This window comes from Pseudomonas sp. BT-42-2 (genome assembly GCF_025847435.2).
GTDB classification, from domain to species: Bacteria; Pseudomonadota; Gammaproteobacteria; order Pseudomonadales; family Pseudomonadaceae; genus Aquipseudomonas; species Aquipseudomonas urmiensis.
The window spans coordinates 71,735-92,892 of record NZ_JAOYTM010000011.1 but is presented as its reverse complement, the minus strand read 5'-3'; the positions used below and the strand labels follow the sequence as shown (position 1 = coordinate 92,892).

The following is a 21,158-nucleotide window of genomic DNA, read 5'->3' as shown; positions in this document are numbered from 1 at the left end:
ATCATGTGTGAGCGGCTTCGAATCATGAACGCTCCAGCGCGCTCACCAGGTCATGGAACGCTTCACGGTTGGAATCGTTCAGGCCCATGAGGATCTTGTGCGCCTCAAGCACTTTGGAGCGCACTACGTCTTCGTTCTGGTCCTGCGATGGCAGGTCGGTGAGGCACTCTGGGCAGGGTACCGGACGATCGACGATGTTGAACACCTGATCGAAGCCCATCGACTGCAACAAGCGCGAGATATCCGGGTTGGTGGTGACCACGGTCGGCAACAGGCCGACCTTCTGCCGGGACAGTATGGACAGCTTGGCCAACAGGCCCAGCGTAGTGCTGTCGATACTTTCGGTCTCGGTCAAGTCGATGACGATGGCCGAGAAGTTCAGCGCGGTGAAGATCTTCTCGATCGTCGCATCCAAGGCCGAACACAGGGTCAGGCGCACTTCACCGACGAATTTCAGTACGAAGGTACCGCTCTGCTCGGCGAACTGGATTCTACCGGTACTCATTGAAGGTTCCTGCTCAACACCAATAGGGCGATATCATCCGGCATCTCCCCAAGCGTAGCCAATCCGAAACGTTGGCGCAGCCCATCCAGGCTGCCACCCGCTGCTTTGACGATATCCGGCAAGGCAGCTTCTTTATCTTTGAGCGTGTCCCCAGGCAAAAGGTCCAGTATGCCGTCCGACATCAGGCTGAGGCTGAACTGCTCGGGCAGCTCCATGACCACATCCTGATAGGTTGCCTCTTCGAACAAGCCAACCGGCAGACCGCGGCCCTCGAGGTAGCGGGCCTGACCTGGGGTGTACAGCACCGGCAGCGGCAGGTGGCCACCGACGGCGTAGGTCAGTAGACCCGTATCCTGGTCGATCACGCCACCGACCATGGTCACATGCTTACCCAGCTTGCAGTTGATCAGCCCACGGTTGATGTGGCTGAGCACTTCCGAGGGTTTGAAATCACGCATCTTGCCGCCGCGCTTGAATTCGAACAGCAGGCGGGTGGTCATGAATTTCAGCAATACCGTGACAAACGCCGACGAGGCACCATGGCCGGAGACATCTGCCAGGTAAAACGCAATGCGCCGATCATCCACGCGGAAGTAATCGGAAAAATCACCCGAAAGGTACAGCGACGGGATGATCTGGTGCTCGAAGGCGAAGTCATCCACCACCCACGGGCTCTCGGGCAGCATGTTCATCTGCACCTGGCGCCCGGCGGTCTGGTCTTCCTGCAACAGGTGCAGGCTGGCCTCAAGCTCGCGGTTGGCCGCTTCCAGCTTGTCGCGGTAGCGTTGGTTTTCCAACACCAGGCGTGAGCGATCGAGGGCGCGGCGCACCGAGTGCTCGAGGACGGCGAGGTCTTCGAGCGGCTTGATCAGGTAATCGGCAGCGCCCAGGCGCAAGGCCTCGACGGCGTCGCTCATGACACCGGCACCGGACACCACGATCACCGGCAACTGAGGGGCCAACTCGCTGATCCGACGGATCAGTTCGAGGCCGCCCATCTGCGGCATGCGCAGATCGCAGATCACGAGATCGGGCTGGTGTTCTTCGAAGACCTGAAGCCCCTGCTGGCCATTGCCGGCCTGAAGGACGCTGAAGCCACTGTCTTCCAGATAGGCGGCGAGGCTCGCACGGACCACGTCGTCGTCATCGATGATCAGCAGCGTTGCACTGGTTTTCTGCATGTGGGCGAACGGCGCCGGATTGGGTTGGCGTAGGATCGTCATGAAAAGCGACGAGCACTACTGGAATACTCTTTGGCTGCTCTACTCTTTGAGTTGTAGGACAAGAACCCTTGTCCGGCAACCAGCAGAGGTGCCCTGTAAGGCGCAGACGGTACTCCCATCCGCCAGGCGTTTCAAGCATGCGAGGGTCGGGTGCAGTGCACTTTACCGGGCAAATTGCTGAGAGTTATAAGAAACCCGTAGAACGCAACCCGATGAAAGGATCATGCATGCACCAGACACCCAGTAATCACAGCGAAAAGCGCGATTTCATCCGCATGCGAATCGATGCCCAAGTCAGCCTGCTGCATGCTGGCCAGGTGATTTCTGCGGTATGCGTGGACCTGTCCAGCAGCGGCATGCAGATCAAGGCCCCGCAACGCTACCAGGTAGGCGACCAGATCGAGGTGAGCATTGACTCCGACCACCCGGCGCTCAAGGGTTTGCACGCCAGTACCGAGGTGGTGTGGATCGCCGATCAGCCTGGCGGCCAGCAGAAGTTCGGCCTGCGGATTCTGGCGATGCATTGATCTGTTACGAAAAAACTGGGGCCGCTTCGCCGCCCTTCGCGGGCAAGCCCGCTCCCACCAGTACAGCGTCGAACCCTGTGGGAGCGGGCTTGCCCGCGAAGGGCGGCGAAGCGGCCCCAGTTTCACAAAATACTGAGATCAGAAGTCGTCTTCGACTTCGCCATCCTTGACCTTGAACTCGCGATTCTGCAAGTACGCGTTGCGGATGAACACGTACTTGTCGCCACTGATCAGCTTCTCGGCCGACAGCAGGCTGGCGCGGGTGTCGATGATGTCCACGGGAATGATCGAGTTACGCGTCGGCACGTGGTCGATGTACCGGTAGGGTTCGGTGTAGGTGTCCGGATACTTGGCCAGGCCATCGCGCACGGTGCTTGGACCAAGCAGTGGAATCACCACATACGGGCCGCTGGCTACGCCCCAGTAACCCAGGGTCTGGCCGAAGTCTTCGTCGTTGCGCTGCAGGCCCATCTTGGTGCCGACGTCGAAGAAACCGCCCAGGCCAAAGGTGGTGTTGACGATCAACCGCGCGGTATCCACGCCAGCCGCGTGCGGCTTGAGCTGCAGGACATTGTTGGCCAGGTTGGTAACATCGCCCAGGTTACGGAAGATGTTGTGAATGCCGTCTTCGAGAAACTGCGGGGTGATCGCCTGGTAACCCTGGGCCAGCGGCTTGAGGGCATAGGTATCAAGGGTGTCGTTGAACCTGAAGATCGGGCGGTTGACCGCCTCCCAGGGATCTTCTTCGGTCGCCGCCTGGGTGGCCGCCACGGGCGCCAATAGCAGGCTGGCGCAGACACAGGCGTGGGTGATTCGCTCGATCACTCCGGCACCGATCCTATGCATAGATGTTTCTCCATCGGATTTCACGGTCGCAGGCGCCTTGGTGCGCTGCTTAAGAAGGCGACAGTATAAAGGGTCGCTGGCTGATAAACAGCCTTACACATTATTGCTCAACATTTTGTGAACATCTGTTGCGAAGTCATCCCACGGTAACAATCGACGCATAGCCTGCGCAGTATTTCAGGGACGTTACCATGCACGACGCACCCGCATTCACCGCTGTGCTCTTCGGCTTGCGCAGCTGCCTGGTCCAGCCAGCCGAGGGCAACCCCCTCCCCGCCCCCGGCGCCCTGCAAACCCTAGCCGGCCTGCGTCAGCAACGCATTCCCTGCATTTGGCTCGATGAACTCAACACCGCCCAAGGCGAGCGCTTGGCCAGTGTGCTGCCTGAGTGGCTACCGGGGCAGCTGACCGCCTCTCCCCCTTGGCCTGCGCCCAACGCCTGCTGGCACGCGCTGATGCAATTGCAAAGCCAGCAGCTAGACGGTTGCGTGGTGGTCAGCGGCGACCCGCGCTTGCTGCAGTGCGGGCTCAACGCTGGGCTGTGGACGGTAGGCCTGGCGGCCTGTAGCCCCTCGTGCGATCTTTCCTCGACCCAGTGGCAAGCCATGAACCCGCAAGATCGCGAGCTCGCGCGAGGCAAGGCGACCCTTGAGCTGTTCAGCCTGGGCGTGCACTCGGTGATCGATCATCTGGAAGCACTCGATACCTGCCTGGCGGACATCGCCCAACGTCGGCGCAAGGGCGAAAAACCCTGACACAGGGTGATTGACGCGGATCATGCAAAGCAGCAGCGAGTGGATTACGCTTGAAGACAGGTGAGAACCTTTGCCTAGTTGCCGAGGTCCATGCTTTGCCAAGCCATAGAGGGAGAACACCCAATGCCTGCCCGCGAACTGCAAGAGCGGCTGAACAGCCTGCGCGAGCAACTGGATCGAAATGTGCCGCTCACGGAAGAAGAGTTGGCCGCGCTGCATGAAGAAGCCAGACAGATCGAAGCTCAGTTGAAGCTTGAGGAAGCTACGCCGGACAACAACCTGGCTGATGGTTTCAACCTGGCGGTCGAGCGCTTTGAAGTCGAACACCCGGACCTGACTGCCACCCTGCGCAGTATCGCCAATAGCCTGCACAGCATGGGCATCTAAACCCGCGCAACAATGTAGGGGCCGCAAAGCGGCCCCTACATTGTCACTGACGAACCAGTCGCAGATTGTTCGGTCTGATCGCCCCAGTGCTGCGATACGGGTTGATATCCAAGCCCCCCCGGCGCACATAGCGCGCATACACTGTCAGATACTCCGGCTTGAGCAAGCGCTTGAGGTCCAGATAGATCCGCTCCACACACTGCTCATGGAAGTCTGCATGTTGGCGGAAGCTGACCAGATAGGTCAGCAGACTGGCATGATCCAGCGCCAGCCCCTTGTACTCCACCACCACGCTACCCCAGTCAGGCTGGCCAGTGACCGGGCAGTTGGACTTGAGCAGATGGCTGTGAACCGCCTCCTCCACCACCCGCTGCGGATCGCACTGCAACAACTGTGGTTGTGGCTGCTCGTAGTTGCTGATCGCCACATCCAGACCATCGATGCACTGCCCCGGCAGCGCCACCACGCCCTCACCTTCAACCTCGGCCAGGGTGCGCACGCGCACCGCTACCGGCTTGCCAGCCGCAGCCGACAGGTCCTTCTCAAGGCACGCCTGCAGCTCATCGGTAGAGGCGAAGACCGTCTGGTTCAGCGAGTTGAGGTACAACTTGAACGATTTGGACTCGATGATATTCGGTGAATCTGCCGGTATGGCGAACTCGCCGATGGCTACCACCGGCTTGCCCGACCGCAGCAGCCAGGACAGCTCGAAGCAGTTCCAGTAATCGACGCCCTGCCATGGCAGGGCATCGCCGCTGACCCCAAGCTCGGCCCACTTGGCCAGGCGTGGGATGGGGAACAGCAGCGATGGCGTGTAGGTAGAGATGTATTCGCTGGACTTGCCCAGCGGAGAGTGTTCGGCTGCGGGGTGCATGGAATCTGACCTGAAAGTTCGAAACTGCCCCTAGTCTACCGGTTTTGCACCCCGCCTTGGGCAGCAAGTCACTCGATGGTCAACGGCCCGACCATGCCAGCCTGGTAGTGGCCGGGCACGTTGCAGGCGAATTCGATCGGTGCCGAGGTGCGGAAGGTCCAGGTCAACTCGCCGCGCTGACCAGGCTGCAGCAGTACCGTATTGCCGCTCGCATGGCCGTGCTCGCCATGGCCCATTTGGTTGTGGTCCATGCCCTCGTGATTCATCCCGGCGGTAAACAGCTTGCCCTGCATGGCGATCATCTGTTTCTGGTGTTCGACGTGCATGGCCTTGTCGCCCAGGTTGAACTCGTGGGGCAATTGGCCTTGGTTGATAAGGACGAAGCGCACCGTTTCTCCGGCTTTAATCTGCAGGCTTTTCGGTTCGAAGGAAATGTCCTTGAGCACAACCTCGATGGTGCGCGTGGCCTTGGCTGCCGGGGCTGGCTCGCCAAAGGCCAAGCCATGGCTGCTATCAGCCAGCACAGGTAGGCTGAACAGCGCGAGGGCGGCGGCGATGAGCGGGTGTTTCATATCTACTCCGGGGTTACAGCGATGATGAAGCGACTTTATGGGGCAATGACTGGCAGCTAGCTGACAGGAAGATTACAACTTTGTCAGCTTGGGCGAAGGGCAAAACCATCACGTATCATTTCCGCACGCCAGCGCATCCAGCCGGGCGATGGGCTTCAACATGAGAAGGACCGTGCATGAAACTGCTGATCGTCGAGGACCAGGCCAAGACCGGCCAATACCTGCGCCAGGGCCTGAGCGAAGCAGGCTTCGCCACCGAGCTTGCCGCCGATGGCGAAACCGGCCTGCACCTGGCGCTGACCGGCGATCATGCGCTATTGATCCTCGATGTGATGCTGCCTGGCCGTGACGGCTGGCAGATTCTTCAAGCCGTGCGCCAGGCGGGCCTGGAGACGCCAGTGTTGTTTCTGACCGCACGCGATGCCGTGGAGGATCGCGTGCACGGCCTGGAACTTGGCGCGGACGATTACCTGGTCAAGCCGTTTGCCTTCTCCGAGCTGTTAGCGCGCGTGCGCAGCCTGTTACGACGCGGTGCCAGCCCTAGCCTTGACACCACGCTGACCCTCGCCGATTTACGTCTGGACCTGATTCGTCGCCGCGCCGAGCGCGCCGGGCTGCGCATCGACCTTACCGCCAAGGAGTTCGCCCTGCTCGAACTGCTGTTGCGTCGCCAAGGCGAGGTACTGCCCAAGTCATTGATCGCTTCCCAGGTCTGGGACATGAATTTCGACAGCGACACCAATGTCATCGAAGTCGCCATCCGCCGCTTGCGCCTGAAGATCGATGATGCCCATCGCAACAAGCTGATCCACACCGTGCGCGGCATGGGCTACGTGCTTGAGGAGCGCCAGGACTGATGCGCCAATTGTCGCTGGGCAGCCGCCTGGCCCTGCTGTTCGCCGCCTGCACCGCGGCGGTGTCGTTGACTGCCGGGTTGTTGTTCAGCCATGCCAGCAAACACCATTTCATCGAACTCGACCAACAACTGCTCGGCGCCCGCCTGTCGCAGTTGCGCAGCCAACTGGCCGGGGTCGACTCGGCGGACAAACTGGCCACCCGACTGCCAGCGCTGCGTGGAGAACTCAGCCACCAGGCCGATCTCGCGCTGCGTATTCGTGGCGCCGAAGGCGAGCTGTGGTTCCAGAGTCGCCCCGGGCTGCCTGAGGATGCGGTGCAACCTGGCCTGGCCACCTTGCGTGCCGACAACGTCGATTACCGCAGCCTGTCCGTGCCGCTCGATGAGCACGCTGAGCACGCCGCGCAACTGACCCTGTTCCTCGACATTACCCACCACCAACACTTCTTGCAGGGCATGCAGCGACTGATCTGGCTCACCGTCGGCCTGTCGGCACTGGCCACCGCCCTGCTCGGCGCCTGGGCCGCGCGGCGCGGGCTACGACCGTTAAGACAGATCGGCGAAGTGGCGGCGAGCGTCAGTGCCCAGTCCCTGACCACGCGCCTGCCGGTGGCGCAGATGCCAGAAGAATTGGCGCAGCTGGCCAGCACGGTGAACGCCATGCTGCAGCGTCTGGATGACGCCTTCCAGCGGCTCTCGGCATTTTCTGCCGATATCGCCCATGAGCTGCGCACGCCGCTGTCCAACCTGCTGACCCACACCCAGGTCACCCTGACCCGTCCGCGCAGCCTGGAAGAGTATCGCGAGGCGCTACATGGCAACCTCGAAGAGCTGCAGTGGATGGCCCAACTGGTCAACGACATGCTCTACCTGGCCAAGGCTGACCATGGCTTGTTGATGCCCAACCGCCAGCCGCTGGATTTGGCTGCGGAGATCGATGCCCTGCTCGACTACTACGCTGCGCTGGCCGAGGAAAGCGACGTGCAACTGCTACGCGAGGGCGCGGCGACGATCGAGGGCGATCGGCACATGCTGCGGCGGGCGCTTTCCAACCTGCTGGACAATGCGCTGCGCTTCACCCCTCAAGGTGGCACGATCAAGGTGAGCTTGGCTGCGGGGTTGAGTATCACAGTGGCCAACACCGGGCCTGCGATTGAGGCGGGGGCGTTGCAGCGCTTGTTTGATCGCTTCTACCGGGCTGATCCTGCGCGACGGGAAGGCAGCAGCGAGCATGCGGGCTTGGGACTGGCGATTACCCGGTCGATCGTCCAGGCGCATGGCGGGGGGATTCGGGCGGAATGTGAGGGTGGCTGGACGCGATTTGTGATCAACCTACCGGGATGACCGGGGCCGCCGTAAAGCGGCCCCCAATCCATCACTCGTAACGCAGCGCCATGGCCGGCTCGATCTGCGAAGCGCGGTACGCCGGATAGATAGTCGCCAGGAAGCTCATCACCAACCCTGCCGTGCAGATTATTGCCACATCAGTCCATTGCAACTGCGAAGGCAGGCTGCTGATGAAGTACACATCGGATGTGAAGATATGCTGGCCACTGACCCGCTCCAGCCAGCCAACGATCTGGCTGACGTTGAGTGCGGCAATCACCCCAAGCACGCCACCGATCAAGGTGCCGACAATACCGATCAAGCTGCCCTGGACCATGAACGTCCCCATGATTTGCGCAGGCGTGGCGCCGATGGTGCGCAGGATGGCGATGTCCGAACCCTTGTCGTTCACCACCATCACCAAGGTGGCGATGATGTTGAACGCCGCCACCGCGATGATCATCATCAGCAGCAGGCCAATCATGGTCTTTTCCATCTTCATGGCGCTGAACAGGCTGCCTTGGGTGTGCGACCAGTCATCGGCGTGATAGGCCGCCCCCAGCTGCGCAGCAATTGCCTTGGACACCTGCGGCGCGGCATACAAGTCATGCAATTTGAGCCGCACGCCCTGCACGCTACCCGGTGCCCAACGCTGCATCTCGCCGGCATCAGCGACGTTGATGTAGGCCTGCGAGCCATCCAGTTCGGCGCCAACCTTGAAGATGCCAACCACAGTCAGGCGCTGCATGCGCGGGGTGATACCGCCCGGCGCCTTGCTGATCTCAGGAACGATCAGGGTCAGTTTGTCTCCAGTATTGAGGCGGAAACGTCGCGCTGTCAGCTCGCCGATGACCACGCCGTATTCACCCGGCACCAGGTCTTGCAGGCTACCTTGGACGATGTGCTGACCCACGATGGAAACCTTGCCCTCTTCGGCCGGGTCGATACCGCCCACCTGAATCGGCTGCATCGCGCCCTTGTAGGACAGCATGCCTTCCATTTCGGTAATCGGCGCCGCGGCGATCACTGCCGGGTTCTTCAGCGCGGCATCGGCGATTTTTTGCCAATCATCCAGCGGTTGCACGCCAAGGATGCTGGCATGCGGCACCAAGCCGAGAATGCGCGAGCTCATCTCACGCTGGAAGCCGTTCATCACCGACAGCACCACGATCATCGCCAGCACGCCCAGGGACAGGCCGATCATCGAGGTCATGGAGATGAACGAGATGAAGTGATTGCGGCGCTTGGCACGGGTGTAGCGAGCACCGATGAACAAGGGCAAGGGTCTGAACATGTACGAAAACACCCAAGAAAAAAGTTGCGGGGCGGTTTATCCCGCCCCGGGCAAGCGACTCAGATCGCCACCAGGTGGCCGTCTTCGAGCTTCAATACGCGGTCCATCTGACGCGCCAGGTTGAGGTCGTGGGTGACCACCAGGAAGGCGGTTTGCGAAGCGCTGGAAAGCTCTTGCATCAGCTCCTGAATACCCTGGGCGGTGTGATGGTCGAGGTTGCCGGTCGGCTCATCGAGCATCACCAGGCCTGGGCGATTGACCAGCGCCCGGGCAATCGCCACGCGCTGACGCTCACCACCGGACAACTCAGCCGGCTTGTGGCTCAGGCGATGGCTCAAGCCCACGCGTTTTAGCAGCGCTTCAGCCCGCTCGCGCGCCTCCGGGATCGGCGTGCGACCGATCAGCAGCGGCATGCAGACGTTTTCCAGAGCGGTGAACTCGGCCAGCAGGTGGTGGAACTGGTAGACGAAGCCCAGCGCGCGGTTGCGCAGCAGGCCGCGGGCGCGCTCACCGAGCGCCGACAACTCCTCGCCGGCCAACCACACGCTGCCCTGGCTTGGGGTGTCGAGACCGCCGAGCAGGTTGAGCAAGGTACTCTTGCCCGAACCTGAGCTACCGACGATGGCCACACGCTCGCCGGGGTGCAGCTCCAGCTGCAGATTGGCCAGCACCTGCACCGACTCCGGGCCCTCGTCGTAGGACTTGCCCAGGTTGCGGCAACTCAGAACGGCTTTATCACTCATGCGCGACTCACTCATAACGTAGCGCCTCTGCAGGCTGGGTGCGGGCCGCACGCCAGGCCGGGTACAGGGTGGCGAAGAAACTCAGGACCAATGCCGCGCCACAGACCTGCCAGACGTCCTGGGCCATGATCTGCGACGGCAGGTAATCGATGAAGTACACATCGGCGTTGAGGAACTTGTGCCCGATCAACGTCTCCAGGCCGGCGATCGCGGCGCTGACATTGAGTGCGGCGATGATGCCGACGACGGCGCCGATCAAGGTCCCGACCACGCCGATTACCGTACCCTGGACCATGAAGATGGCCATGATCTGCCCGGGGGTGGCGCCGAGCGTACGCAAGATGGCGATGTCGCCTTTCTTGTCGTTGACCACCATCACCAGGGTGGAAATGATGTTGAACGCCGCCACCGCGACGATCAGCAACAGCAGCAGGCCGATCATGGCCTTCTCCATGCGAATCGCCTGGTACAGGTTGCCGTGGCTGCGGGTCCAGTCGCGGGCGTAGAACTCCTGGTCGCCCAGGCGCTGAGCGATATCCCAGGCAACCCGTGGGGCCTGGAACAGGTCGTCGAACTTCAGCCGCACACCCTGGACCTGATCGGGCTTCCAGCGGTGCAGGCGGGACAGATCGGCAATGTTGGTCAGCCCCATATAACCGTCGATCTCGCCAGCGCCGACGTGGAAGGTGCCGACCACGGTAAAGCGCTTCATGCGCGGGAACATGCCGGCCGGCGTCACGCTGACCTCGGGGGCGACGAAGGTCAGCTTGTCGCCGATGGCAACGCCCAGTTTGGCGGCGGCCTTGTCGCCGATCATGATGCCCCACTCGCCCGGTGCAAGCTTGTCCAGGCTGCCTTCGCGAATGAAGTTGTCGATGATCGACACCTCCCGCTCACGGGCCGGATCGATGCCGTTGAGCAGCACCTTGGAGACTTTGCCGTCGTGGGTCAGCAGGCCCTGCATCTGGGTGAAGGGCGCCACCGCCAGCACTTGCGGATTCTGCTTTACTTGTTGAGCAAGGGCCGGCCAATCATTGATCGGTTGGCCGCTCTCAAGCGTGGCGTGAGGGATCATGCCAAGCACGCGGGTACGCATCTCGTGGTCGAAACCGTTCATGACCGAGAGCACCACGATCATCACCACCACGCCCAGGGCGAGGCCGATCATCGAGGTCAGGGAAATGAACGAGACGAAGTGATTGCGACGCTTGGCACGGGTATAACGCGTACCGATGAATGCGAATAGAGGTCTGAACATGTCGGGGCTTGTTCGGATGAAAGGGAACGTCCTTGTGGCGGGGCGCCTACGGCGGCTTTACACTCGGACCACCGCCGTAACCTTGGGTTCGCCATGACGACATTAGACGATGAAGATCGCCGCGAATACTACCGCATCGAAGACAGGATCGCACTGGAAATCAGCCCCTTGAGCGCGGCTGAGGCCCTTGAGCCAGAACTGTTGCAGGATGATTCGCCGCTATTCAACCTGCTCAGCGAACTGCACCTGTCGGACTTCGAATCCCAGCATCTGCTACGCCAGTTGAGTGACAAAGACCGCACCCTCGCCGCGTTTCTGCGCGCCCAGAACAAACGCCTCGATCTGCTCAGCGCCGTGGTCGCCCAAACCCTGCTGGGCGAAATCGGCCAGCCGCACCGGGTGATTCTGTCCGAAGGCGGCATCGAGTTCGCCCAGGCCCAGCAGATCGCCGCAGGCACTCGGGTCAAAGTGAAAATGGTGCTGATGCCCCGCGCCCATGGCCTGCTGCTGCGCGGCAGGGTCAGCCACTGCGACCTGCGCCCGGATGGCGATTACGAGGTCGGCACCGAATTCACCGACATGACCGATGCCCAGCGCCAACTGCTCGCCCGCTACATCTTGCAGCGCCAGCAACAGCAACGACGCCAGGCGCTGGAACAGAACGATCCCGCCTCCTGAGCCCTGCTCTTTTTGATTTGAAGGAACGAACGTGACCCTGATCTACGGCCATCGCGGCGCCAAGGGCGAAGCGCCCGAAAATACCCTGACCAGCTTTCGCAAGTGCTTGTCGCACGGCGTCAACCGTTGCGAGCTGGACCTGCACCTGTCGGCCGACAACCAGCTGATGGTAATCCACGACCCGACCCTCAAACGCACCACCGGCCGGCGCGGCAAGGTGGTCGAGCACATTGCCGCCGACCTTGCCACCTACGACGCCCGCAAGGGCGGCCCAGGGCATGTCCAGCCGTGCCCCATTCCTCGTCTTGAGGAGCTGTTCGAGAAGTGTGATTTCGAGCATTGGCAACTGGAGGTCAAGAGCGCCTCGCGCACCCGCGCTGCCAGCACTGTGCTGGCGATTCGCGAACTGGCCCAGCAATACGGCCTGCTGGACAAGATCACCATCACCTCGAGCTCGCGGGAAGTGCTCGGCGCCGCCCTGGAGCTGGTCCCGGACGTGTCGCGTGGGTTGGTCGCCGAATATGCCTGGCTCGACCCGCTGAAGGTCGCGCAGAACTACAACTGCCAGATACTGGCACTGAACTGGACGCTATGCACCCCAGAGCGCCTGATCAAGGCCCAGCGCCAGGGGTTGCACGTGTCGGTGTGGACGGTCAACGAGCCGGCACTGATGCGCCGACTCGCCGACTTTGGCGCTGATAGCCTGATTACAGACTTTCCCGGTTTGGCCAAGACCACCCTTGGGAAGGACTGAACCCGCACTCCCCGACCGGCTCAGGCCACCGGCCGGAGCCGCTCAAAAAAGCCGGTTCAGGCCGTCGTAGGCCGCTACCCGATAGGCTTCGGCCATGGTCGGGTAGTTGAAGGTGGTGTTGACGAAGTACTTCAGGGTGTTGCGCTCACCCGGCTGATCCATGATCGCCTGGCCGATGTGGACGATCTCCGAAGCCTGGTAGCCGAAGCAGTGCACGCCGAGGATCTGCAACGTCTCGCGGTGGAACAGGATCTTCAACATGCCTTGCGGCTCGCCGGCGATCTGCGCGCGGGCCATGCTCTTGAAGAACGCCTTGCCGACTTCATAAGGCACTTTGGCCTGGGTCAGCTCCTGCTCGTTCTTGCCGATCGAGCTGATCTCCGGAATGGTGTAGATGCCAGTCGGCACATCGTTGACGAAGCGCCAGCTGCCGTTGTCGACGATGCTGCCGGCCGCCGAACGACCCTGGTCGTGGGCAGCGCTGGCCAGGCTCGGCCAGCCGATCACGTCACCCGCGCCATAGATGTTCGGCACGGTGGTGCGGTAAGCCTCGTCGACCTCGATCTGGCCACGGCTGTTGACCTTGATGCCGATGTTTTCCAAGCCCAGCTTGTCGGTGTTGCCGGTGCGGCCGTTGCACCACAGCAAGGCGTCGGCCTTGATCTTCTTGCCCGACTTCAGGTGCAGGATCACCCCATTGTCCAAGCCTTCGACTCGCTCGTACTCCTCGTTATGGCGCACGGTGATGTTGTTGTTGCTGAAGTGGTAGCTCAGCGCCTGGGAGATTTCCGAGTCGAGGAAGCTCAGCAACTGGCCGCGGTTATCGACCAGTTCGACCAGTACGCCCAGGCCGCTGAAGATCGAGGCGTATTCGCAACCGATCACGCCGGCGCCATAGACGATCAGCTTGCGCGGGGTGTGGCTCAGGCTGAGGATGGTGTCGCTGTCGTAGACCCGTGGGTGATGGAAGTCGATATCGGCTGGGCGATAGGGGCGCGAGCCGGTGGCGATGATAATGTGCTTGGCGACCAGTTTCTCGACCACGCCATTGGGGCAGACCACTTCGACGGTCTGCTCGTCGGCGAAGCTGCCGGTGCCGAAGAACACGTCGACACGGTTGCGCGCGTAGTAGCCGGTGCGCGAGGCGACTTGCTTGGAGATGACCTTCTCGGCGCTCTTGAGCACGTCCGGGAAGGAGAACCAGCGCGGCTCACCAATGGCACGGAACATCGGGTTGGTGTTGAACTGCATGATCTGCCGCACCGAGTGACGCAGTGCCTTGGACGGGATGGTGCCCAGGTGGGTGCAGTTGCCGCCGACTTGGCGACGGCTATCGACCATCGCCACCTTGCGCCCTGCTTTGGCGGCGTTCATTGCCGCACCTTCTCCGGCCGGGCCGGAACCCAGCACCACTACGTCGTAGTTGTAGACAGCCATGCGTACTCCTTCAGAACTCGCCCGCCGGCCACGGTAGCCGCGGGACTCGATCATGTCGCCGGGGCGCCATGAGAAAATTCGGGTGCAGTCTAATCAAGCGTGAACGCCGCGCACATTAACCCTTGGTCGCGTCGTAGGCCATTTTTGCCTGCACTACATTGTCGTTATCGTTCACCGATTCCCTGGCGCCGATCATCCCTGCCTACGCTTTCACTCGCCTTTCACTGCCCGCTCGAAGCCGGGCGTAGCCTGAGAGACGAAGCCACCCTCGACCCGGGTCACCAGAATCGCGGCGATGTCGTGGGCGACGGCGTAATCCCAGCCGCGCTCCGGTCCCATGATCAACAACAAGGTCGAATAGCCGTCGGCTTGCAGCGCCGAGGCATCGAGCACGGTCACCGCAGCCAGCTCATGTTCGACCGGCCGCCCCAGGCGCGCATCGAAGGTGTGCGAATAGCGCCGGCCATTCTCCTCGAAATAGTTGCGATAGTCACCCGAGGTCGATACAGCCAGGCCATTGACGCTGATCACCTGGCGGGCGATCTGGCGGTCTGCGCGCGGCAGTTCCAGGGCGATCCGCCAGGGACTGCCATCGGGCTTGCGCCCTACTGCCTTGAGCTCCCCAGTAGCTTCCGCGAGGAAGTTGGCAATGCCCATGGCAGCCAAGCGCTGGGCGATCAGGTCGACGGCATGGCCGGCGGCGATGCTGTTGAAGTCGAGTTCTACTGCGCCATCCTTGCACAGCATGCCCGGTTCCCTGCGCAGGTGCTGGTAGCCGACGCGCTGGCGGGCCTGGGCCAAAGCGTGCGGATCAGGAACCCGCTCATGACGGGCTTGGGGGCCGAAGCCCCACAGGTCGAGCAAGGGTTCGACCGTCAGATCGAAGGCGCCAGCGCTCTGCTCGGCCAGGTGTTGGCCGAAGTCGACCAATTCAAGTAGGTCGGCGGGCATGGCCAGGCACTGATTGGCGGGGAGCTGATTGAACTGGCTGACGGTGGAATCGCTGCGGTAGGTGGAGTAGTGCTGGTCGATGTCGTGCAGGATCGCTTCGACGGCTTGGCGGACCTGCTCGGGGGGCGGGCCATCGGCTTCACGCACGTACTGGATGCTGTAGCTGCTGCCCATGGTCGGTCCGCTGAGGCGCTCCAGGGTTGAGCGCTGGTCGCAGGCGCCAAGCAGTAGCAGGGTGAGCAGGAGCGTTGCGCGCATTCATTGAGTCTCGGTTGTCTGGGCCGGCGCTATCGCGGGGCAAGCCCGCTCCCACGTATAACAACACAAGCTGCGGGGGCGCATGGGCTACGCGGGAGACTAGGCTACGGGGGAAACTAGACTGCGCAGGAGCGGGCTACGTGGGAGCGGGCTTGCCCCGCGATAGCGCCAGCACAGATACCACAATAGGCTGGACAAAAAAAACGGGAACCCAAAGGTTCCCGTTTTTTCATTGCCTTACAAGCGAATCAGCGTGGAAACGCTGGCGGGTTCACACCGGCCATGTCTTCCATCACACGAACCACCTGGCAGCTGTAGCCGAATTCGTTGTCGTACCAGACGTACAGAACAACGCGGTTGTCATTGCAGATGGTCGCTTCAGCGTCCACTACACCAGCGTGGCGCGAGCCTACGAAGTCAGTGGAAACCACTTCCTGCGAGCTGACGTAGTCGATCTGCTTGTGCAGCTCGGAGTGCATGGCGGTCTGGCGCAGGTACTCGTTGATCTCTTCGCGGCTGGTGCCCTTCTCGAGATTCAAGTTGAGGATGGCCATCGACACGTTAGGCGTCGGAACGCGGATCGCGTTACCGGTCAGCTTGCCCTTGAGCACTGGCAGCGCCTTGGCAGCAGCAGTGGCAGCACCGGTTTCGGTGATAACCATGTTCAGCGGCGCGGCGCGGCCACGACGGCTGCCCTTGTGGAAGTTGTCGATCAGGTTCTGGTCGTTGGTGAACGAGTGAACGGTTTCGACGTGACCATTGACGATGCCGTACTGGTCGTTGATCGCCTTGAGCACCGGCACGATGGCGTTGGTGGTGCAGGAGGCGGCGGAGATGATCTTGTCATCTGCGCTGATGTCGCCATGGTTGATGCCATGCACGATGTTCTTCAGCGCGCCTTTGCCAGGCGCGGTGAGGATCACGCGGGCAGCGCCCGGGCAAGCCAGGTGCTGGCCGAGGCCGTCAGCGTCACGCCATACGCCGGTGTTGTCGACGATCAGGGCGTTTTCGATGCCGTACTGGGTGTAGTCGACTTCGCTTGGGTTCTTCGCGTAGATAACCTGGATCAGGTTGCCGTTGGCGGTGATGGTGTTGTTGGCTTCGTCGATGGTGATGGTGCCATCGAACGGGCCGTGCACCGAGTCACGACGCAGCAGGCTGGCACGCTTGACCAGGTCGTTCTCGGCGCCTTTGCGCACGACGATGGCGCGCAGACGCAGGCCGTCGCCACCACCGGTTTTTTCGATCAGGATGCGCGCCAGCAGGCGGCCGATGCGACCGAAGCCGTACAGGACAACGTCGGTGCCTTTGCGCGCCGAGGCGTTCTGTTGGCCAACCACGTCAGCCAGCTCTTCGCGCACGAACTGCTCGGCGCTGCGGCCATTGCCTTCGAGCTTGAACTTGTTGGCCAGCTTGCCCAGGTCGACCGAAGCGGCGCCCAGTTTCAGCTCGCTCATCGCTTTGAGCAGCGGGAATGTCTCGTGGACGGACAGCTCGGTCTCGTCGCTCTGACGGTGACGCGCAAAGCGGTGGGCTTTGAGGATCGAGATAACCGAACGGTTGATCAGGCTGCGGCCATAGATCGAGCTCACCACGTTGTTATTGCGGTAGAGCTGACCGATAAGCGGGATCATCGCTTCAGCAAGCGCTTCACGATCGATCCACTCACCAAGACACTGGTCGGGCTTCTGAGTCACGGGAACCTTCCACATGTAGGGGGAGAAAAAAGGGGCTACATTATGACGCCCCACAGCGTATCGGGCAATGAGCGCCTGTCGCCGTCGCCACACCGCGCTGTTCTGGCCCTCGCGAGCCTGACAGCCGGCACTGGCGTCGGTACAATCGACCTCTTTGCCGCAACGCTTGGAGTGCAATCTCCCGTGTCAGTTCTGCGCCTACCGCAAATGTCGGCCACAGCCGGCAAACAAACCTGGGGCAACCTGCCCGGTGCCGCCCTCAGCCTGGCCATCGCCGAGGCCGCCAGCGGCGCCCGCCGGTTCACCCTGTTGCTGACCGCCGACAGCCAGGCGGCCGATCGTCTGGAGCAGGAGCTGCGCTTCTTCGCCCCGCAGCTGCCGGTGCTGCCGTTCCCCGACTGGGAAACCCTGCCCTACGACCTGTTCTCGCCGCACCAGGACATCATCTCCCAGCGCATTGCCAGCCTGTATCGGCTGCCAGAGCTGGATCACGGCATTTTGGTCGTGCCGATCACCACTGCCCTGCACCGCCTGGCGCCGACGCGGTTCCTGCTCGGCAGCAGCCTGGTGCTGGACGTTGGCCAGACGATTGACGTCGAACAGATGCGCACCCGCCTGGAGGCCAGCGGCTATCGCTGCGTCGACACCGTCTACGAGCATGGCGAGTTCGCCGTGCGCGGGGCACTGATCGATCTCTACCCGATGGGCAGCAAGCTGCCCTACCGGATCGACCTGTTCGACGACGAAATCGAGACCCTGCGCACGTTCGACCCGGAAACCCAGCGTTCGATCGACAAGGTCGACTCGGTGCGCCTGCTGCCGGCGCGCGAGTTCCCGATGCAAAAAGAGGAAGTGACCCGCTTCAAGGCGCGCTTTCGCGAACGCTTCGATGTCGATTTCCGCCGCAGCGCGATCTTCCAGGACTTGGCCAGCGGGATCATTCCGGCCGGCATCGAGTATTACCTGCCGCTGTTCTTCGAAGAAACCTCGACCCTGTTCGACTACCTGCCGGCCGACACCCAGGTGTTTTCGTTGCCGGGCGTCGAACAGGCGGCGGAGCACTTCTGGAATGATGTGCGTGGGCGCTATGAGGATCGCCGCGGCGACCTGACCCGCCCGCTGCTGCCGCCAGCAGAGTTGTTCCTGCCGGTCGAGGACTGCTTCGCCCAGCTCAAACAGTGGCCACGCGTGGTGGTCAGCAGTGACGACGTCGAGCCCGCCGCCGGCCGCGAACGCTTCCCGGCGCGCGCCCTGCCCAACCTGGCCATCGAAGCCAAGGCCAACCAGCCTCTGGCGGCACTGGCGAACTTCCTCGACCAGTTCCCTGGGCGGGTGCTGTTCACCGCTGAATCGGCAGGCCGCCGCGAGGTGCTGCTGGAGCTGCTCGAACGCCTCAAGCTACGGCCCCAGACAGTCGAAGGCTGGACCGACTTCGTCACCGGCAAAGAGCGCCTGGCGATCACCATCGCCCCACTCGACGATGGCCTGCTGCTGGACGACCCAGCCATCGCCCTGATCGCCGAAAGCCCGCTGTTCGGCCAACGGGTGATGCAGCGCCGCCGCCGTGAAAAACGCGGCGAAGCTGCCAACGACGCGGTGATCAAGAACCTTACCGAGCTGCGCGAAGGCGCCCCGGTGGTGCACATCGACCATGGCGTAGGCCGCTACCTGGGCCTGGCAACGCTGGAAATCGATGGCCAGGCCGCCGAGTTCCTGACCCTCGAATACGCCGAGAACGCCAAGCTGTATGTGCCGGTCGCCAACCTGCACCTGATCGCCCGCTACACCGGCAGCGATGACGCCCTGGCGCCGTTGCACCGCCTGGGCTCGGAAACCTGGCAGAAGGCCAAGCGCAAAGCTGCCGAGCAAGTGCGTGACGTCGCCGCCGAGCTGCTCGACATCTATGCCCGCCGCGCCGCGCGCAAAGGCTATGCCTTCGCCGACCCTGCCGCCGACTACGCCACCTTCAGCGCCGGCTTCCCGTTCGAGGAAACCCCCGACCAGCAGAACGCCATCGAAGCGGTGCGCGCCGACATGCTGGCCGGCAAGCCGATGGACCGCCTGGTCTGCGGCGACGTCGGCTTTGGCAAGACCGAAGTGGCCATGCGTGCCGCTTTCATCGCCGTGCACAGCGGTCGCCAGGTGGCTGTGCTGGTGCCCACCACCCTGCTCGCCCAGCAGCACTACAACAGCTTCCGTGACCGCTTCGCCGATTGGCCGGTGACGGTCGAGGTGATGAGCCGCTTCAAGTCGGCCAAGGATATCGCCAGCGCCGCCGCAGACCTCGCCGAAGGCAAGATCGACATCCTCATCGGCACCCACAAGCTGCTGCAGGACGATGTGCGCTTCAAAGACCTCGGCCTGGTGGTGATCGACGAAGAACACCGCTTTGGCGTGCGTCAGAAAGAACAGCTCAAGGCCCTGCGCAGCGAAGTGGATATCCTCACCCTGACCGCCACGCCTATCCCGCGCACCTTGAACATGGCCGTGGCCGGCATGCGCGATCTGTCGATCATCGCCACCCCGCCGGCGCGCCGGCTGTCGGTGCGCACCTTCGTCATGGAGCAGAACAACAGCACGGTCAAGGAAGCACTCCTGCGTGAGCTGCTGCGGGGCGGCCAGGTGTACTACCTGCACAACGATGTGAAAACCATCGAAAAATGCGCCGCCGACCTCGCCGAGCTGGTTCCCGAAGCTCGTATCGGCATCGGCCACGGGCAGATGCGCGAACGTGAGCTGGAACAGGTGATGAGCGACTTCTATCACAAGCGCTTCAATGTGCTGATCGCCTCGACCATCATCGAGACCGGCATCGACGTGCCCAGCGCCAACACCATCGTCATCGAGCGTGCCGACAAGTTCGGCCTGGCCCAGCTGCACCAGCTGCGCGGTCGGGTCGGTCGTAGCCACCACCAGGCCTACGCCTACCTGCTCACGCCAGCCCGGCAGAAAATCAGCAGCGACGCCGAGAAACGCCTGGAGGCCATCGCCAACACCCAGGACCTGGGCGCAGGCTTCGTCCTGGCCACCAACGACCTGGAAATCCGTGGCGCCGGTGAGCTGCTCGGCGAAGGCCAGAGCGGGCAAATCCAGGCAGTGGGCTTTACCCTCTACATGGAAATGCTCGAGCGCGCGGTCAAGGCCATTCGCAAGGGCACCCAGCCAAACCTTGAGCAACCTCTGGGCGGCGGCCCGGAGATCAACCTGCGCCTGCCGGCACTGATCCCCGAGGACTACCTGCCCGACGTGCACGCCCGCTTGATCCTGTACAAGCGCATCGCCTCGGCGGCCGACGAAGAAGGTCTCAAGGACCTGCAAGTGGAAATGATCGACCGCTTCGGCCTGCTGCCGGAGCCGACCAAGAACCTGATCCGCCTGACCCAGCTCAAGCTGCAGGCGGAAAAGCTCGGCATCAAGAAAGTCGATGGCGGCCCCAATGGCGGCAAGATCGAGTTCGAGGCCGAGACGCCGGTCGACCCGCTGACCCTGATCAAACTGATCCAGGGCCAGCCCAAACGCTATAAGTTCGAAGGCGCAACCCAGTTCCGTTTCCTGGTGCCGATGGAACGCCCCGACGAACGCTTCAATACCCTGGAGGCGCTGTTCGAGCGCCTGACCCCACAGACTGCCTGAAGGAAGATCCATGCGTGCCATCCGTTGCCTGACCTTGCTGCTGACGCTGTTTGCGCCGGCCGCCTTCGCCGAAGGCCTGTATCAGGTAGAAATGATTCTGGTGCGCCAGAACGAGGTGCCGGCAGTGACCAGCCAGTTCGCCCCGGAAGATTGGAGCGCCGGCGCCCCACGCCTGGCCAAGGACGCTGAACGTCCGCCCGTGCTGGGCGATGAGGCCACTCGCCTGGAAGCGACGCCCAGCTACACCGTGCTGCTGCACAAGGCCTGGCAACAACAGCTTGGCAGCGAGCCAAGCCGGATTGCCGTCGGCGCGGGTGAAGAGCAATTTGGCCACTTTCCCATCGAAGGCAACCTGAGCCTTACCGAAGGCCGTTTCATCGCAGTTGAGGCGAACTTCTGGGTCAACCAACTCGACGGCAATGGCAGCGTGCTGCGCAGCGAGCAGTTCAAGCAAACCAACAGCAATATGAAGAGCGGCCAACTGACCTTCCTCGATGGTGGGCATCTGGCCCTGCTGCTGAAAGTCGCGCCGGTTGGTGCGCGCAAGCTGCCGGTGATGGATCCGGAGATGATGGAGCAGTGAA

At 62.3% G+C, this 21,158-nt stretch carries 20 protein-coding genes; 9 read left to right on the top strand and 11 right to left on the bottom strand.

The annotated features are described in order from the left end of the window. Positions 1–22: 22 nt before the first annotated feature. Positions 23–505, bottom strand: coding sequence for an anti-sigma factor antagonist RssC (gene rssC, locus OIU19_RS13755; protein ID WP_186555062.1), 483 nt, complete (start codon positions 503–505; stop codon positions 23–25). Then, positions 502–1,686: a two-component system response regulator RssB gene (gene rssB / locus OIU19_RS13750; protein ID WP_264235614.1), complete on the bottom strand. Its 1,185-nt coding sequence runs from the start codon at positions 1,684–1,686 to the stop codon at positions 502–504. The genes rssC and rssB overlap by 4 nt, the downstream gene beginning before the upstream one ends. Positions 1,687–1,955: 269 nt before the next feature. Here rssB and OIU19_RS13745 point away from each other — a divergent pair, with 269 nt between their 5' ends. Continuing rightward, positions 1,956–2,255, top strand: a complete 300-nt coding sequence (locus OIU19_RS13745; protein ID WP_264235445.1) for a PilZ domain-containing protein — start codon at positions 1,956–1,958, stop codon at positions 2,253–2,255. A 138-nt stretch (positions 2,256–2,393) separates the two neighbouring features. On the opposite strand, the gene OIU19_RS13740 is transcribed toward OIU19_RS13745, so the two are convergent. Beyond that, positions 2,394–3,101, bottom strand: a complete 708-nt coding sequence (locus tag OIU19_RS13740; protein ID WP_186556354.1) for a VacJ family lipoprotein — start codon at positions 3,099–3,101, stop codon at positions 2,394–2,396. Between the two features lie 191 nt (positions 3,102–3,292). Between OIU19_RS13740 and OIU19_RS13735 the strand changes: the two genes are divergently transcribed. Together OIU19_RS13735 and OIU19_RS13730 are read left to right on the top strand one after the other, a co-directional pair. Further along, positions 3,293–3,856, top strand: coding sequence for a phosphonoacetaldehyde phosphonohydrolase-related protein (locus tag OIU19_RS13735; RefSeq protein WP_264235444.1), 564 nt, complete (start codon positions 3,293–3,295; stop codon positions 3,854–3,856). 123 nt (positions 3,857–3,979) lie between these two features. After that, positions 3,980–4,243: a DUF4404 family protein gene (locus tag OIU19_RS13730; protein ID WP_209871096.1), complete on the top strand. Its 264-nt coding sequence runs from the start codon at positions 3,980–3,982 to the stop codon at positions 4,241–4,243. Positions 4,244–4,286: 43 nt separating this feature from the next. Here the strand turns inward: OIU19_RS13730 and queF are convergent, their stop codons facing one another. Both queF and OIU19_RS13720 read right to left on the bottom strand, forming a co-directional pair. Beyond that, entirely contained in the window at positions 4,287–5,117 is an 831-nt protein-coding gene (gene queF / locus OIU19_RS13725; RefSeq protein WP_264235443.1) for an NADPH-dependent 7-cyano-7-deazaguanine reductase QueF, read from the bottom strand. A 68-nt stretch (positions 5,118–5,185) separates the two neighbouring features. Next, positions 5,186–5,689, bottom strand: a complete 504-nt coding sequence (locus OIU19_RS13720) for a cupredoxin family protein (RefSeq protein ID WP_264235442.1) — start codon at positions 5,687–5,689, stop codon at positions 5,186–5,188. 176 nt (positions 5,690–5,865) lie between these two features. Between OIU19_RS13720 and OIU19_RS13715 the strand changes: the two genes are divergently transcribed. Together OIU19_RS13715 and OIU19_RS13710 are read left to right on the top strand one after the other, a co-directional pair. Next, positions 5,866–6,546, top strand: a complete 681-nt coding sequence (locus OIU19_RS13715; RefSeq protein WP_264235441.1) for a heavy metal response regulator transcription factor — start codon at positions 5,866–5,868, stop codon at positions 6,544–6,546. Beyond that, positions 6,546–7,889 (top strand): heavy metal sensor histidine kinase, encoded by a 1,344-nt coding sequence (locus tag OIU19_RS13710; RefSeq protein ID WP_319004513.1) that lies wholly within the window; start codon positions 6,546–6,548, stop codon positions 7,887–7,889. The genes OIU19_RS13715 and OIU19_RS13710 overlap by 1 nt, the downstream gene beginning before the upstream one ends. A 31-nt stretch (positions 7,890–7,920) precedes the next feature. Here OIU19_RS13710 and OIU19_RS13705 read toward each other — a convergent pair whose 3' ends face one another. Genes OIU19_RS13705 through OIU19_RS13695 form a run of 3 tightly spaced genes read right to left on the bottom strand, consistent with a single transcriptional unit; the run spans position 7,921 to position 11,166 of the window. Continuing rightward, positions 7,921–9,165, bottom strand: a complete 1,245-nt coding sequence (locus OIU19_RS13705) for a lipoprotein-releasing ABC transporter permease subunit (protein WP_264235440.1) — start codon at positions 9,163–9,165, stop codon at positions 7,921–7,923. Positions 9,166–9,224: 59 nt separating this feature from the next. After that, on the bottom strand, positions 9,225–9,908 hold the full coding sequence (gene lolD / locus OIU19_RS13700) for a lipoprotein-releasing ABC transporter ATP-binding protein LolD (RefSeq protein WP_186556346.1): 684 nt from the start codon (positions 9,906–9,908) through the stop codon (positions 9,225–9,227). Positions 9,909–9,915: 7 nt separating this feature from the next. Beyond that, positions 9,916–11,166 (bottom strand): lipoprotein-releasing ABC transporter permease subunit, encoded by a 1,251-nt coding sequence (locus tag OIU19_RS13695; protein ID WP_186556345.1) that lies wholly within the window; start codon positions 11,164–11,166, stop codon positions 9,916–9,918. 93 nt (positions 11,167–11,259) lie between these two features. Here OIU19_RS13695 and OIU19_RS13690 point away from each other — a divergent pair, with 93 nt between their 5' ends. After that, entirely contained in the window at positions 11,260–11,844 is a 585-nt protein-coding gene (locus tag OIU19_RS13690; protein WP_264235438.1) for a PilZ domain-containing protein, read from the top strand. Positions 11,845–11,875: 31 nt separating this feature from the next. Next, positions 11,876–12,598 carry a glycerophosphodiester phosphodiesterase gene (locus OIU19_RS13685; protein ID WP_264235437.1) on the top strand — a complete coding sequence of 241 codons (723 nt, stop codon included), beginning with the start codon at positions 11,876–11,878 and terminating at the stop codon, positions 12,596–12,598. Positions 12,599–12,640: 42 nt separating this feature from the next. Here OIU19_RS13685 and sthA read toward each other — a convergent pair whose 3' ends face one another. From sthA to OIU19_RS13670, 3 genes are all read right to left on the bottom strand, one after another. Then, complete coding sequence (gene sthA, locus OIU19_RS13680; RefSeq protein ID WP_186556342.1) at positions 12,641–14,035, bottom strand: Si-specific NAD(P)(+) transhydrogenase; 1,395 nt, start codon at positions 14,033–14,035, stop codon at positions 12,641–12,643. Between the two features lie 210 nt (positions 14,036–14,245). Next, positions 14,246–15,244, bottom strand: coding sequence for an FAD:protein FMN transferase (locus OIU19_RS13675; protein ID WP_264235436.1), 999 nt, complete (start codon positions 15,242–15,244; stop codon positions 14,246–14,248). A gap of 248 nt (positions 15,245–15,492) precedes the next feature. After that, positions 15,493–16,956 (bottom strand): glyceraldehyde-3-phosphate dehydrogenase, encoded by a 1,464-nt coding sequence (locus OIU19_RS13670; RefSeq protein WP_186556340.1) that lies wholly within the window; start codon positions 16,954–16,956, stop codon positions 15,493–15,495. A 168-nt stretch (positions 16,957–17,124) separates the two neighbouring features. Here OIU19_RS13670 and mfd point away from each other — a divergent pair, with 168 nt between their 5' ends. Together mfd and OIU19_RS13660 are read left to right on the top strand one after the other, a co-directional pair. Continuing rightward, positions 17,125–20,574, top strand: coding sequence for a transcription-repair coupling factor (gene mfd, locus OIU19_RS13665; protein ID WP_264235435.1), 3,450 nt, complete (start codon positions 17,125–17,127; stop codon positions 20,572–20,574). 10 nt (positions 20,575–20,584) lie between these two features. Beyond that, positions 20,585–21,157, top strand: a complete 573-nt coding sequence (locus OIU19_RS13660) for a peptidoglycan binding protein CsiV (RefSeq protein ID WP_264235434.1) — start codon at positions 20,585–20,587, stop codon at positions 21,155–21,157. Position 21,158 lies beyond the last annotated feature (1 nt).